This is a genomic window from Mucilaginibacter sp., assembly GCF_041088075.1.
Taxonomy (GTDB): domain Bacteria; phylum Bacteroidota; class Bacteroidia; order Sphingobacteriales; family Sphingobacteriaceae; genus Mucilaginibacter_A.
Genome location: NZ_JBGCVY010000059.1, coordinates 46,741 through 61,302, shown reverse-complemented (window position 1 = coordinate 61,302; position 14,562 = coordinate 46,741). Strand labels below are relative to the sequence as shown.

Below are 14,562 nucleotides of genomic sequence, written 5' to 3'. Positions count from 1 at the left end.
TTAAGATGCAAGTATTTTTGAAAATAAATTTTAAGGGCATAAAAAAAGCATCGGACTTTTGCCCGATGCTTCTTTTACCGATAAAAAATCAGTGCCTGCTACTTTTTAGGTTTTGGCAAACGGGCGTTTAAATCAGCGATTGGAATGCTCATCATACGACCAATAGGTTTGTTGCCGCGGTAAGTGATGATTTTAATTTGGGCCGCTTCTTTGGGCACCGTTAGTGGTTGCGTGTATTTCGGGTAAAACCGGTCGGGAAAAGAGTTGTCAAAACTGTAATAAATATCCAGTGGCTTTATTTCGGTGGATAAAGTAATCGTCATGGTGCTGTCTTTCCTCGAAACGTTTACAATTGGGTCGTACATGCTGGGCGCATAATTGGTTTCTGCTTCTTCCAACCTCGGGAACTGACCTTCCACCCGTTGCGAAAAATTGTCCCAGTTCTTGCTTGCCTTTGGCGACCAAAGCGTTTCGGCAATGGCAAAACCACGCGGCCAGGTCATGTATTCGGCACGGCGTAAGTTGTAAACCTGTTCTGTCCATAAATTGGCTTGTCCGCCTTTAATCAATTTGGCATCCACACTGTCCGGAACTGGCTCAAACTGATACGTTTTATCCAACCGAAGCGTAGCGTAAACTTTTGCTTCGATGGAAGGGTCGCCCTGCATGTAATCAATATAAGCAAAAGTGGTTGGGCTCATCACTACTTCGTGACCCATTTTTGCCGCTTCTATGCCGCCTTTCATGCCGCGCCAACTCATTACCACCGCATTTGGTGCCAGGCCGCCTTCCAAAATTTCGTCCCAGCCCATAAACTTTTTGCCTTTGGATTCTACAATCTTTTCAACGCGTTTTTCAAAATAGCTTTGCACTTCTTCCATGTTTTTAAGCCCTTCTTTTTGCATCAAAGTTTTAACGGCATCGCTTTTTTCCCAAAAGTTTTTCGGGCATTCGTCTCCGCCCAAATGAATGTATTGAAAAGGAAAAAGCTGGGCAACTTGCGTAATAACCTTGTCCATAAACTCATAAACCTTTTCGTTTGCTGGGCATAACGTATTATCAATCAGGGCAATCGGAGGCTGACCATGCGACCAGTCCATAATTTCTTCGCCTGAACGCACCTTGTACTTATCGGCACCAGGCGTACAGGACAATTCGGGATAAGAAACCACAGCCGCCAAACTATGGCCCGGAACATCAATCTCCGGCAAAATATTTACAAAGCGTTCTTGCGCATATCTTACCAGTTCTTTGATGTCTTCCTGCGTGTAAAAACCGCCGTAAGTGCGCGGTTCATCAGCAGGCGGAGCAGCAAAAGTGCCGAAATAACCAACACGTTTTGCATTGTACGCGCCAACTTCCGTCAAGCGCGGCAAGCCTTTAATTTCGATGCGCCAGCCTTCATCATCGGCCAAATGCAAGTGCAGCAAATTGTATTTGTACCGAACCATAGCATCAATATATTGCTTCACTTCCGCAACGGTAAAGAAATGGCGGGCAACATCAAACATCAAACCGCGCCACGCAAACCTCGGATAATCGGTAATTTTTACACAAGGAACCGTCCATTTTACGCCTTTTACGGCTGTTTTGCTTTCAATTTCTTTTGGTAACAATTGCACCAAAGTTTGCACGCCATAAAACAAACCTGCTGCAGCATTGGCTTTGATGACAATTCCTTTTGGTGTGATGTTGAGCTGATAGCCTTCTTTGCCGATGGCCGGGTTTTCGGATGAGTTGAGCGCCAATTTTATGGTGGTAAAAGAAGCATTGCCCTTTACCAAAACACTTTTGCCTGTTGCCGTTTGGATTTTATTTTTAAGGTAGGAAGTAACCGGCAAGATTTCGGCCGAAGTACTTGCGCCAATCGTAACCGTGGCAGGCAATAAAAACTGACCGGCATTTTTAACCATACTCACCGGTTGCGGGATGATGTCAATGGTTTTGGCAGAAGGTTGGCTGAAAGTTTTAAAGGATAACAAACAGCAAAAAAGTAACGAGTAAATTTTAAGCATAACAGGGAAAGTTCAAAAATTTAGTTCTTTTATCAACAAAATTTAGGTCTGATAAAAGAACTAAATTTTTACGGCTTTTAAAACTGATTTTGTAATTAAAAATATTGCTTCACCAATTTTTAGGCGATAAAAGAAGCATTGGCTACATCAAACTGTACAATCAAAAACCACTAACCTGCACCAATTTTTAGGCGATAAAAGAAGCATCGGCTATTTCTAACCGTACAATCAAAAACCACTAACCTGCACCAATTTTTACCCGGTAAAAACAGTATGCCACCCTATTAAAATGAAAAAAACCTTTCATTATGATAGGTTCTATCGGCTAATCTCAAACTATATTAAATTCTAAATAACTGAAAATCAGGCCAATAAATATAAACCGTTTTGTTGGTACTGGTTTTGGCTATGCTGATAAAAAACAATTAAAATACGATGCTCACTTTACTCCTTTTCCTTGCCTTGCTAATTAGCTGCTGGGTTATTTTTAAAACAATCGACTGGTTCGAAAAAATCTGAAAATTATGTTAGCACTCTTCATTATTGCTTTAGCCGTATTTGCCTACATGGTTTACGTGCTGCTCAAACCCGAAAATTTTTAACCAACATTTACGATGAACACCGAATTCTTAGGAATCATTGCATCCTTTGCCATCACACTTTTGATCGCTGTCCCGCTGGCGGGATATTTGGCCAAAGTGTTTGCCGGCGAAAAGGTATGGACTGATTTTTTAAAGCCGCTTGAACGCTTTCTTTTTAAACTTTCGGGCATCAACCCGAACGAGCTGATGAACTGGAAACAGTTTTTAAAGGCCATGATGACCATCAACATTTTATGGCTGGTTTATGGCTTTTTTGTGCTGATATACCAGGACAAATTGCCCCTGAACCCGGACAAAAACCCAGGCATGACGGCCGATTTGTCCTTCAACACCATCATCAGCTTTGTTGCCAATTGTAACTTGCAGGATTATTCCGGCGAAACCGGTGCAACTTATCTTACCCAACATTTTATTTTTATGTTTTTGCACTTTACCAGTGCGGCAACAGGTATTGCTTGTGCGGTTGGCGTATTTAAAGCTTTTAAAGATAAAACAGTTACCGATCTGGGCAACTTTTGGAATTATTTCGTCAAAATCATCACCCGCCTTTTGCTGCCTTTATCCATCGTAATTGCATTGATATTAACCTTTAACGGTACGCCAAGCAGCTATGCCGGTAAAGATCAGTTTATGTCTGTACAAGGCGATACGGTAAATGTATCGCGCGGGCCTGCAGCCCAAATGATCGCCATTAAACATCTTGGTACCAATGGTGGCGGCTGGTTTGGCGCCAACTCTGCGCATCCTTTAGAAAACCCGAACTACATGACCAATATGGTCGAAATTATCGCACAGTTTATCATCCCTGTGGCCATGATCCTAGCTTTTGGTTATTATATCAGAAGAAAAAAGTTGAGCTGGATCATTTTTGGCGTGATGATGTTTGGCGTGCTGATGCTGATGCTGCCATCCATCAGCAGCGAACTTGGCGGAAATTCGGCCATTGCCAAAATGGGGATTTCACAAGCTACCGGAGCTATGGAAGGCAAAGAAGTGCGTTTCGGCCCGGCTGCAACGGCCTACTGGAGCACGCTCACCACCGTTACTTCAACCGGTTCTGTTAATGGGATGCACGACAGCACCATGCCGCTTACCGGCTTGTGGGAGCTTTTGGCCATGATGATCAACGGATTTTTTGGCGGCTGCGGCGTAGGGCTGCTCAACTACTTTATTTACCTCATCATTGCGGTGTTTATCTCCGGGCTAATGGTAGGCCGTACACCAGAATTTTTAGGCCATAAAGTAGAAGCCAGGGAAGTTAAAATTGCCGCTTTGATTACGCTCCTCAGCCCGTTTTTGATTATGGCAGGTACGGCTTTGTCTTCCTATATCCTCACAGAACATACCAACATCAATTGGGCGGTTAAACCTTCAACCTGGCTGAACAACCCCGGCTACCATGGTTTTTCGGAAATGCTGTACCAATACACTTCTTCCAATGCCAACAACGGTTCTGGCTTTGAAGGTTTGGGCGACAACAACATTTTCTGGAATGTATCTGCAGGCATCGTTATCCTGCTTGGCCGCTTTTTGCCCATCATCGGCCCGGTTGCTATCGCAGGTTTACTGGCACAAAAGAAGTATGTGCCCGAATCTGCCGGTACGCTTAAAATTGATACCGTAACCTTTGGCCTCATGACGTTTGCCGTTATTATGGTATTAAATGCTTTATCCTATTTCCCTGCACTGGCTTTAGGCCCGTTGGCAGAGTATTTTTCAATGCCTAAGTAAGCCAGAGCCTCACCCCAACCCCTCTCCTTTTTAGAGGGGCTTTTAGAAATGAAATATTAAAATGAAAGCTTCTAATAAATTATTTGAACCGGCCTTAGTGCAAACTGCGCTAAAAGAGTCGTTCATCAAACTCAACCCAAAAGTAATGCTCCGCAACCCGGTGATGTTTACGGTTGAGATTGGTACAGTCATCATGCTGTACGTTACCATTTACAGTTTCAGCCACCACGACCAGGGTTCTTTCGGCTACAACTTCGTGATATTTTTGGTGCTGTTTTTAACCGTGTTGTTTGCAAATTTTGCCGAAGCCATTGCCGAAGCACGCGGCAAAGCACAAGCCGACAGCCTGCGCAAAACCCGCGAAGAAACACCCGCCAAATTAATCGGCGAAGATGGCAGCATTTCTTCTGTTTCTTCCAGCCAACTTAAAAAAGGCGATGTGTTTGTGTGTGAAACCGGCGACACCATTCCAACCGATGGTGAAATTATAGAAGGTTTGGCCACGATTGATGAATCGGCCATTACGGGAGAATCTGCACCGATGATCCGCGAAGCGGGCGGCGATAAATCATCGGTAACTGGCGGAACGATGGTTTTGTCCGACAAAATCAAAGTGGTGGTTACCACCGAACCCGGCGAAAGCTTTTTAGACAAAATGATTGCTTTGGTAGAAGGTGCATCGCGCCAAAAAACACCAAACGAAATCGCCCTGACCATTTTGCTCGCCAGTTTTACGCTGATCTTTATCATCGTTTGCGTAACCTTAAAACCTTTTGCCGATTATGCCCATACGCCAATCACCATTGCAGCTTTGATTTCGCTGTTTGTTTGTTTGATCCCAACGACAATCGGCGGTTTATTATCAGCCATTGGTATTGCCGGGATGGACCGCGCTTTGCGTGCAAACGTGATTACCAAATCCGGTAAAGCGGTGGAAACGGCTGGCGATATTGATGTTTTGCTGCTGGATAAAACCGGAACCATCACCATTGGTAACCGCAAAGCCACCAATTTTTGGCCGGCAAAAGGAGTATTGCCGTTTGATCTGATCAAAGCAGCCGTACTTTCTTCTTTGGCAGATGAAACTCCGGAAGGTAAATCTATCATCGAGCTGGCCAAAGAAGGCAACGGCAAACTGGCGTTGGATGCGCCTGCCGGTTCTGAGTTTATCAAGTTTACGGCCGAAACCCGTTCCAGCGGCATCAACACGCCTCAAGGTTTGCGCATCCGTAAAGGCGCTTCGGATTCGATCCGTAACATGACGGTTACTGCCGGAAATGCTTACCCGGAAGATGTGGACGAACGTGTAAAAACAGTTTCCAAAAACGGTGGAACGCCGTTGGTAGTTTCGCAAAACGAAGTGGTTTTAGGAACGGTTGAATTGCAAGACATCATCAAAACCGGAATTGCCGAACGTTTTGAACGCCTCAGAAAGATGGGCATAAAAACAGTAATGGTTACGGGCGACAACCCGCTGACTGCAAAATTTATTGCCGAAAAAGCCGGTGTGGACGATTTTATTGCCGAAGCCAAACCGGAAGATAAAATGCACTACATCAAACAAGAGCAAAACAGCGGAAAATTGGTTGCCATGATGGGCGACGGAACAAACGATGCGCCGGCTTTGGCTCAGGCTGATGTTGGCGTGGCGATGAACAGCGGGACACAAGCTGCAAAAGAAGCAGGCAATATGGTGGATCTGGACAACGACCCAACCAAGCTGATCGAGATTGTAGAAATCGGCAAACAATTGCTGATCACACGTGGCACGCTCACTACCTTTTCTATCGCAAATGATGTGGCCAAATATTTCGCCATCGTTCCGGCTTTGTTTATTGCTTCCATCCCGGCCCTGCAAAGCATCAATATCATGCGTTTGCACAGCCCGGAATCTGCCATTCTCTCGGCCGTAATTTTTAATGCGATCATCATTCCGATGCTGATCCCGCTGGCTTTGAAAGGCGTAGAATACAAACCGATTGGCGCCAGTGCTTTGCTTCGCCGCAACTTGTTGATTTATGGTTTTGGCGGCGTGATTGCTCCTTTTATCGGCATTAAATTAATAGACCTGCTGATTGGTACAATGGTCTAATACACATGCTTCTTTTACCTATATAAAATCATTATAATGAAAAAATATATTGTTCAATCCATCCGGTTAACCTTGGTACTCACGGTTTTACTGTGTGTGGTTTATCCCGTGCTGATCTCTTTTATCGGCAAATTATCCAAAGGCCAGGGCAACGGCGAAACCATTACCGTAAACGGAAAAGTGGTTGGTTATGCCAACATCGGCCAAAAGTTTGACAAGCCGCAATACTTTTGGGGCCGTCCTTCGGCGGTAGCTTATAATGCGGCCGGTTCCGGTGGATCAAATAAAGGCCCAAGCAACCCGGATTATTTAAAAGATGTGAGCAAACGCATTGATACGCTGCTGAAATACCACCCGTACTTAAAGAAAAGCGATATTCCGGTTGATTTGGTTACCGCATCAGGCAGTGGTTTAGACCCGGATATTTCTCCGGAAGCCGCGCAAATCCAAATCAGAAGGGTTGCTGCAAACCGAAAATTAAACGAACAGCAAGTTGCTTCGCTGGTTGCTTCACACACCGAAAAACCCTTGCTTGGCTTGTTTGGCCCGGCAAAAGTAAACGTACTTAAACTTAATGTAGCGTTAGATGCGCTTCAAAAATAACCTCGAATTAATACATTCCCACCTTAACAAAAAATGAAAAAACTAATCCTTACAGTAGCCGCATTGGCAACGATAGTTTTTAATGTGTGCGCACAGCAAGAAACTACCATAACAAAATTAGACAGTACAAATAAAAACCCTGTCCATGACCCTCACAGCGATCCGTTTTCAACAGGGGACTATACCTGGCTTAATGGAAACGACCGCAGGCATAGCAACCCGCTTGACACTAAATTTTTCACACCGAGAATATTGGTGGATGTAAATTACACCATATCTAACCAGCACCCTATTGACCATACTGTTGTTGGGTCAACAGCCCTTGCCCGCAATAATGAATTTGAGATTGCCCTGGCAGCACTGGGCGGAGATTTTCACATGAACAACGTTCGCGCCAGTATCTTAACCCAATTTGGAACGCGTTCAACAGAAGTTCCCAGAAATGATTACAGCGTGTTGCATGGCCAGTTTGATTTGGCAAACGCTTACCGTTATTTTAGCGAGGCCAATGCAGGTTACCATTTTAATGTTTGGCATGGCATCAATGTTGATGCCGGCTTGTTCATGTCATACGTAGGGTTGTTTTCTTATTATAATATAGAAAATTGGGCATATCAGCCTTCCTTTACTTCTGATAATACACCCTGGGATTTTACCGGTATCCGCGTACAAATATTCCCAACAGAAAATTTAAAAATTGAACCATGGATAACAAACGGTTGGCAAACGTATGGTAAATTTAACAGTGGGTTTGGGCTTGGAGGCCAGATCAACTACCGCCCGCACGATTGGCTTGATTTGGTAAGTAATAATTATTACGGGCATGATACCCAAAATGCACCTCACCGCGCCCGTTACCATACCGATAACAGTATAGAAATGCGTTTGTACAACGATCCAACAACAGTAATCAGCCGGGAAGCATTTTCTTTAACTGCTGATTTAGGATGGGAAAAAGGCCCTGCCGAAAATGGCGTAAGTGCTGTAAACGGGTTTAGCGACGGCGGCCCTAATAACCCTGCCCAATATTTTGTGAGCGGGATGATTTACAACCGATTAGAGTTTCTGAAAAACCATATCGGCTGGACAGTTGGTGGCGGTTTTATCAACAATCCGGGGCGCTATCTTGTGCTGCCTCCAAGTGGTGCTGCAAACCCTGTTCCTGCTATCAACAACATAACAACAGGCACTACCGGTGTTGGCTTGTACCCTTATTCCCTCAATCCCGGCGACACATTTAAAGGTTATGATATGTCAACAACGGTTGATTTTATGCCAACTGAAAATATCACGTTCCGTCTTGAATTTGTTCACCGCCACGTTAATAACCCGTATTTTAACGGCCCTGGCGGTGTTACCTCTCCTGATGGCTACAGCAATACTCCTTACGGGCCCGGAACAGCTAACCCTGACTGGAGGCCTAATTTGGTCAATTCAGAATCAAGGTTTATAGGCGCCTTATTGGTGCGTTTTTAAAACATTGGATTAAGCCGAAGGAATTTCTAAAACTTGCTAACCTAAAACCTGGCCCATGCTTCTTTTACCACCCTAAAATTTATGTTTGTACAAAAGCAATTTTTAGGTGGTAAAAGAAGTATTGCCACCAGTGCCAAACAGCAAGTTGATAAAAGCCTAAATCTTAAAAATTGAAAAAAATTATTGTAAATGTGGTGATGATTTGTTTAAGCCTTGTAGCATCGGCCCAGGATAGTACTTCTACAGTTGGCAAGCTGAAGGAAGAAACCAAAACGGTGGGCAAAAAAGACAGCACCAAATCGCCCGGTAAGCTCACCATCAGCGGTTATGCTGAAATTTACTACGGGTTTGATTTTAACCGTCCGCCTAATAACAACCGGCCTGAATTTGTGTACTCGCACAACCGCCACAACGAGGTAAATTTGAACCTGGGTTTTATCAAGGCCAACTACGAAAGCAGCCAGGTGCGTGCAAACCTGGCCTTAATGGCCGGTACTTATGCCAACGCTAACTTAGCTGCCGAACCCGGCGTTTTAAAAAATATCTTTGAAGCCAATGTTGGTGTTAAAGTATCTAAAACAGCAAATTTATGGGTGGATGCCGGTATATTTTCTTCGCACATTGGTTTTGAAAGCGCAATCTCGAAAGACGATTGGACAGTTACGCGCAACATTTTATCCGATAACACACCTTATTACGAATCGGGCGCGAAACTGACTTACACAACGAAAGACAACAAACTCACTTTAGTTGGTTTGTACCTGAATGGATGGCAACGCATTAACCGGCAATCGGGCAACAGTCAGCCCGCCGGAGGTTTGCAGGCAACCTGGAAACCCAACGAAAAAGTAACCTTAAACTACAGCAATTATTTAGGGACGGAAGGCGCAGATTCGATCCGGGTACGTAGGTTTTACAACGATTTTTACGGCATCTTTCAGCTAACAAAATCCTTTGGCATTACGGCCGGGTTTGATTATGGCATCCAACAGGAAACCAAAGGAAGCAGCAATTACTACCAGGTGTTTTTGCCGGTTGCCTTGGCGCGCTACCAGTTTTCAGACCAATGGGCAGTGGCCGGACGGATCGAGTATTATCAGGATAAAAACAACGTGCTGATTGCCACCAATGCGCCAAACGGCTTTAAAACAAGTGGTTATTCTGCCAATGTAGATTACAAACCGGTGGAAAACGCCATCATCAGGCTGGAAGGAAAATTGTACGACAGCCAGGACGCCATTTTTACCCGGATGGGCAAACCGGTAAAAACCAGCCCGCTCATCACCGCAAGTTTTGCAGTGTCGTTTTAAACATCAAAAGGAGTGCGTGCACTCCTTTTACAGTTAAATAAAAAATGGATTTACATTCGGTCATACCCATCATTATTTTGATTGCCGCGGTTTTGCTGCTTGCTTTGGCTTTTGGCAAATATATGGCTGCCGTTTACCAGGAAAAACAAACCTGGTTAAACTTTTTGAAACCAGTGGAAAGTTGGATTTGCCGTTTCTGCGGCATCAACCCAAAACAGCAAATGGACTGGAAGCAATATACGCTTGCTTTAATTGCCATCAATTTAATTTGGTGGCTGATGAGTTTTTTACTGCTGGTTTTTCAGGCGCATTTGCCGCTCAATCCCGCAGGAAACCCTTCCATGAGCTGGGATTTGGCCTTTAATTCTTCCGTTAGCTTCCTCACCAGTACCGATTTGCAACATTATTCCGGCGAAAGCGGCGCAACTTACTTCACCCAAATCAGCGTGTTTACCTTTTTACAATTTGTAAGTGCGGCAACAAGTTTGGCCGCCGGTGTGGCTATTGTGCGCGGGTTTGCCAAAAAATCAAGCCAAAGTATCGGCAATTTTTTTCAGGACCTGCTGCTTTCCGTAACACGCGTGCTTTTGCCTTTGTGTATCCTGGCTGCCGTTTTGTTGCTGTTTTGCGGTGTGCCGATGAACTTTAACAGACCCGAAACCATCACCACTTTGCAGGGCGAACAGGTTACGGTTGCCAATGGGCCAGTTGCCGCCATGCTTCCGATCAAAGAATTAGGTTCTAACGGCGGCGGTTTTTTTGGGGCGAACGATGCACATCCTTTCGAAAACCCAAACATTTCCTCGTTCATCATCCACGTGGTGATGGTACTTCTTTTACCGGCATCTTTTTTGTTTTTCGTGGGGTTTTATTTAGATGAAAAAAAGCTGGCACAAATGGTCATCGGCATTATGCTGATCGGTTTGGTCATGCTCACTATTCCGATTATGCTGGGCGAAATTTACGGAAACCCGGCGCAGCAAAAACTCGGCATCAATATTTCACACGGCAATATGGAAGGCAAAGAAGTGCGCTTAGGTTCAACTTTATCTTCTTTTTATGCCGGTCTAAACATTGTTGTTCCAGCCGGAACCACCGTTTCCGCGCACGACAGTTATATGCCCCTGGCCGGAATTTACATGTTGCTGGGGATGCAGATTGATGCTTTTTTTGGCGGCGTTGGCAGCGGCTGGATCAACATGCTCATCTTTTTAATCATTGCTGTTTTTATCGGTTCGTTAATGATCGGAAGGACACCGGAACTTTTTGGGCGGAAAGTAACGCTGCGGCAAATTCAGGCGGCCATGATCGTTTTCCTGTTTCAGCCTTTGGTTTGTTTAGGGCTGACCGGGCTGGCAATCTCCGTTTTTCAATATATCTTCCACGGAAACAACGGCTTAAACTGGTTTGGCAACAATGGCCCGCACAATTTTACTACGGCTTTATACGAATTCACTTCCTCCTACTCCGGCAACGGGTCAAACTTTGCCAGCCTTGGCAACAACACCGTTTTCTGGAATTTAACCACTGCTTTTGCCATGCTTTGCGGCCGCTTTATCCCGATTTTTGGCGGCTTGTACATTGCCGGTTTAATGCGCCATCAAATTTATACGCCAGCTTCGGCCGGTACTTTAAAAACAGATACGGCGAGTTTTGGCGTGCTGCTGTTTTTCGTGATTGTGGTGCTGCAATCGCTTTCCATGTTTTCGTGCTTTGTGTTAGGTCCGATCAATGAACATTTACATTTGATACACTAATGGCAGAAGAAAAACTTCCCGATACTTCCGTCAGGGATTTTATCGAGCTTGTCAAAAAATCGCGCCGCGGCAAGTTTAAGATATACATCGGCATGAGCGCCGGTGTGGGCAAAACTTACCGCATGTTGCAGGAAGCGCACACTCTTTTGCGCAACGGGATTGATATCCAGATTGGTTACATCGAAACCCACAACCGCGCCGAAACACATAGCTTACTGGCCGGTTTGCCTGTAATTCCCAAACGGAAAGTTTTTTACAAAGGAAAAGAATTGGAAGAAATGGATTTGCAGGCCATTTTAAACCGCCACCCGGAAGTGGTGATTGTAGATGAACTGGCACATACCAATATTGAGGGCAGTAAAAACAGCAAGCGCTGGCAGGATGTGCTGGATATTCTGGAAGCCGGCATCAGCGTAATTTCTGCCGTCAACATCCAGCATTTGGAAAGCATCAACGAAGAAGTGGAAGCCATTACCGGCGTTGCGATTACGGAAAGGATCCCGGATAAAATACTGGAACTGACCGACGAAATCGTCAACATTGATTTAACCGCCGATGAATTGATTGACCGTTTAAAAGAAGGTAAGATTTATAATAAAAGCAAGATCAACCTGGCGTTGCAAAATTTCTTTCAGCCCGACCGGATTTTGCAGTTACGGGAACTGGCCTTAAAAGAAGTAGCGCATCACCTGGAACGAAAAATCGCCATCGAAGTACCGAAACAGATCAAGCTTCGATCCGAAAAATTTCTGGCCTGCATTTCAACCAATGCCGAAACGGCCAAAATCGTGATCCGAAAAACGGCGCGGCTGGCCTCTTATTACCGCTCCGGCTGGATTGCGCTTTATGTGCAAAGCAGCGGCGAAAGTTTGGATAAAATTAAGCTGGACAAACAACGCCATCTCATCAACAATTTTAAATTGGCGACAGAACTGGGCGCCGAAGTATTAAAAATAAAAAGCGACGATATTTCGCAAACCATCGTTCAAATAGCCGAGGAACGGGAAATTACCACCATTTGCATCGGCAAACCGCATATCAATTTGTTCCAGGTGATTTTAAAAACAAACGCATTTAACGAGCTGCTTAAAAAGTTAGCTGTTTCTGAAACCGATTTAGTCATACTATCATGAAAGTAAAAAATAAACTCCGCTTAGGCTTCGGCTTTTTGTTTATCGTTGTGCTTTTTTTTGGCACCGTTTCCATCTTTTACATCAACGAAATTTCAAATAGCGCCAAAGTGATTTTAAAAGACAACTACGAAACATTGAACTTCGCCCGCGAAATGCGGATGGTTTTGGATGAGAACACTTTGCCATTAAACGCTTCGGCACAAACGGCTTTTAACCAGCAATTGGTGCGCGAGGAAAATAACATTACGGAAGTTGGCGAAGCCGAAGCGGTGAAAAACCTGCATGCTTCTTTTACCGGCCTAAAAAACACCTCGGCCCCCTTAACGCAACAACAAGATGCCGCGAGAAATGCCCGGAGAAGTTTGCGCAGTATCGAGATATTGAACATGAAAGCCATCGTCCGTAAAAACGACCAGGCGCAGGCATCCGTCAACAAAGCCACGTTGTTTTTGGGCCTGGCCGGCACGTTTACTTTTTTGGTATTGTTCAGTTTCAGCGTAAACTTTCCCGGTTTTATTGCCAACCCTTTAAATACTTTGCTGGATGGTATCCTTGAAATCAGCCGGAAAAACTACAACCAGCGCATCCATTTTGAGAAGCGGGACGAGTTTGCCGAAGTGGCCAATGCTTTTAACGATATGGCAGCGCGGCTGAACGAGTGGGAAAACAGCAATTTGTCGAAGATTATGTCGGAAAAGTTGCGCATCGAAACCATTATCGAGCAAATGCACGATGCCATTATCGGTGTGAACGAGAAACAGGAAGTGCTGTTCATCAACACAACAGCCAAGAACATTTTGAATTTGGCCGACCAAAAGCTGGAAGGAAAATCTGTGGCAGAGATCACCAAAAGCAACGATCTGTTTAAATCTATCATTGATGATGCAAAAGCCCGAAAACCGTTTAAAATTGTGGTTGATGGAAAAGATTCGTATTTTCAATTAGAAGCCAGCGAAATTACGGTTCCGAACATGGACAACAACATTAACGAAACGCTGATTTTCGCCAATAAATCTGCCGGGAAAGTTTATATTTTGCGCAACATTACCGAGTTTAAAGAACGTGATGAAGCGAAAACAAATTTTATTGCCACCATTTCCCACGAGTTGAAAACACCAATTTCGGCCATTAAAATGAGTTTGAAGTTGCTGGCGGACAACCGCATCGGCACACTGAACAAAGAGCAGGAACAATTGGTGCAGCACATCAACGAAGACAGCGAACGTTTGCTGAAAATCACTTACGAATTGCTGGACCTTTCTCAGATTGAAACCGGCAACATCCAGCTTAATTTCATCCCAACACAACCCGAACAAATTGTGCAATATGCCATCAAAGCCATCCAGTTTGAGGCGCAGCAAAAAGGCGTTGTGATTGAACAGTTGATCCCGGCAAAGCTGCCAAACATTCATGCCGATGTAGAAAAAACGGCCTGGGTAATGATCAACTTTTTATCAAATGCGTTACGGTACAGCGCGCCGAAATCAAAAATCCAGGTCCGGGTTGCGCCAGTTGGTAAAATGATCGAGTTTTCGGTAAAAGATTTTGGCAAAGGCATTGAAGCGAAGTACAAAGAACGCTTGTTCGACCGCTATTTCCAGGTTCCAACAGACGGGCAAAATAAATCAGGCTCAGGTTTGGGACTGGCCATTTCCAAAGATTTCATTGGCGCACAAGGCGGACAAATTGGTGTAGAAAGCGAAGTTGGCGAAGGCAGCCGTTTTTATTTTGAACTGCCGGCGGTAAATGTTTAGGTTTTGGTGGATGCTTCTTTTACCGCACTAATTTTGGTGTGGTAAAAGAAGTATTGGAGGATTGGTGGATTGGTGGATATTTTGAATTT

10 protein-coding genes are annotated in these 14,562 nt (G+C 44.6%); 9 read left to right on the top strand and 1 reads right to left on the bottom strand.

Annotated elements, in window-relative coordinates:
* Positions 1 to 98: 98 nt before the first annotated feature.
* Positions 99 to 2,015 carry a beta-N-acetylhexosaminidase gene (locus V5804_RS14640; RefSeq protein ID WP_369592141.1) on the bottom strand — a complete coding sequence of 639 codons (1,917 nt, stop codon included), beginning with the start codon at positions 2,013 to 2,015 and terminating at the stop codon, positions 99 to 101.
* 524 nt (positions 2,016 to 2,539) lie between these two features.
* Between V5804_RS14640 and V5804_RS14635 the strand changes: the two genes are divergently transcribed.
* From V5804_RS14635 to V5804_RS14595, 9 genes are all read left to right on the top strand, one after another.
* Positions 2,540 to 2,617 carry a potassium-transporting ATPase subunit F gene (locus V5804_RS14635; RefSeq protein WP_369592158.1) on the top strand — a complete coding sequence of 26 codons (78 nt, stop codon included), beginning with the start codon at positions 2,540 to 2,542 and terminating at the stop codon, positions 2,615 to 2,617.
* Between the two features lie 12 nt (positions 2,618 to 2,629).
* On the top strand, positions 2,630 to 4,348 hold the full coding sequence (gene kdpA / locus V5804_RS14630; RefSeq protein ID WP_369592140.1) for a potassium-transporting ATPase subunit KdpA: 1,719 nt from the start codon (positions 2,630 to 2,632) through the stop codon (positions 4,346 to 4,348).
* 61 nt (positions 4,349 to 4,409) lie between these two features.
* The gene (gene kdpB / locus V5804_RS14625) at positions 4,410 to 6,440 is read left to right on the top strand and encodes a potassium-transporting ATPase subunit KdpB (RefSeq protein WP_369592139.1); all 2,031 of its coding nucleotides are present in this window, start codon (positions 4,410 to 4,412) and stop codon (positions 6,438 to 6,440) included.
* A 36-nt stretch (positions 6,441 to 6,476) separates the two neighbouring features.
* Complete coding sequence (locus tag V5804_RS14620) at positions 6,477 to 7,043, top strand: K(+)-transporting ATPase subunit C (RefSeq protein WP_369592138.1); 567 nt, start codon at positions 6,477 to 6,479, stop codon at positions 7,041 to 7,043.
* A 33-nt stretch (positions 7,044 to 7,076) separates the two neighbouring features.
* Positions 7,077 to 8,519 carry an outer membrane beta-barrel protein gene (locus V5804_RS14615; RefSeq protein ID WP_369592137.1) on the top strand — a complete coding sequence of 481 codons (1,443 nt, stop codon included), beginning with the start codon at positions 7,077 to 7,079 and terminating at the stop codon, positions 8,517 to 8,519.
* Between the two features lie 170 nt (positions 8,520 to 8,689).
* Complete coding sequence (locus V5804_RS14610; RefSeq protein ID WP_369592136.1) at positions 8,690 to 9,829, top strand: porin; 1,140 nt, start codon at positions 8,690 to 8,692, stop codon at positions 9,827 to 9,829.
* A gap of 44 nt (positions 9,830 to 9,873) precedes the next feature.
* On the top strand, positions 9,874 to 11,586 hold the full coding sequence (kdpA, locus tag V5804_RS14605; RefSeq protein ID WP_369592135.1) for a potassium-transporting ATPase subunit KdpA: 1,713 nt from the start codon (positions 9,874 to 9,876) through the stop codon (positions 11,584 to 11,586).
* On the top strand, positions 11,586 to 12,719 hold the full coding sequence (locus V5804_RS14600; protein ID WP_369592134.1) for a sensor protein KdpD: 1,134 nt from the start codon (positions 11,586 to 11,588) through the stop codon (positions 12,717 to 12,719). Before kdpA (V5804_RS14605) ends, V5804_RS14600 begins: the two co-directional genes overlap by 1 nt.
* On the top strand, positions 12,716 to 14,473 hold the full coding sequence (locus V5804_RS14595) for an ATP-binding protein (protein WP_369592133.1): 1,758 nt from the start codon (positions 12,716 to 12,718) through the stop codon (positions 14,471 to 14,473). The genes V5804_RS14600 and V5804_RS14595 overlap by 4 nt, the downstream gene beginning before the upstream one ends.
* Positions 14,474 to 14,562 lie beyond the last annotated feature (89 nt).

Bases quoted from the DNA above. Each gene is read 5' to 3' on its own strand.
- kdpB (WP_369592139.1), top strand. From the start codon at position 4,410: ATGAAAGCTTCTAATAAATTATTTGAACCGGCCTTAGTGCAAACTGCG.
- V5804_RS14620 (WP_369592138.1), top strand. From the start codon at position 6,477: ATGAAAAAATATATTGTTCAATCCATCCGGTTAACCTTGGTACTCACG.
- V5804_RS14600 (WP_369592134.1), top strand. From the start codon at position 11,586: ATGGCAGAAGAAAAACTTCCCGATACTTCCGTCAGGGATTTTATCGAG.
- V5804_RS14615 (WP_369592137.1), top strand. From the start codon at position 7,077: ATGAAAAAACTAATCCTTACAGTAGCCGCATTGGCAACGATAGTTTTT.
- V5804_RS14640 (WP_369592141.1), bottom strand. From the start codon at position 2,015: ATGCTTAAAATTTACTCGTTACTTTTTTGCTGTTTGTTATCCTTTAAA.
- kdpA (WP_369592140.1), top strand. From the start codon at position 2,630: ATGAACACCGAATTCTTAGGAATCATTGCATCCTTTGCCATCACACTT.
- V5804_RS14595 (WP_369592133.1), top strand. From the start codon at position 12,716: ATGAAAGTAAAAAATAAACTCCGCTTAGGCTTCGGCTTTTTGTTTATC.
- V5804_RS14635 (WP_369592158.1), top strand. From the start codon at position 2,540: ATGTTAGCACTCTTCATTATTGCTTTAGCCGTATTTGCCTACATGGTT.
- kdpA (WP_369592135.1), top strand. From the start codon at position 9,874: ATGGATTTACATTCGGTCATACCCATCATTATTTTGATTGCCGCGGTT.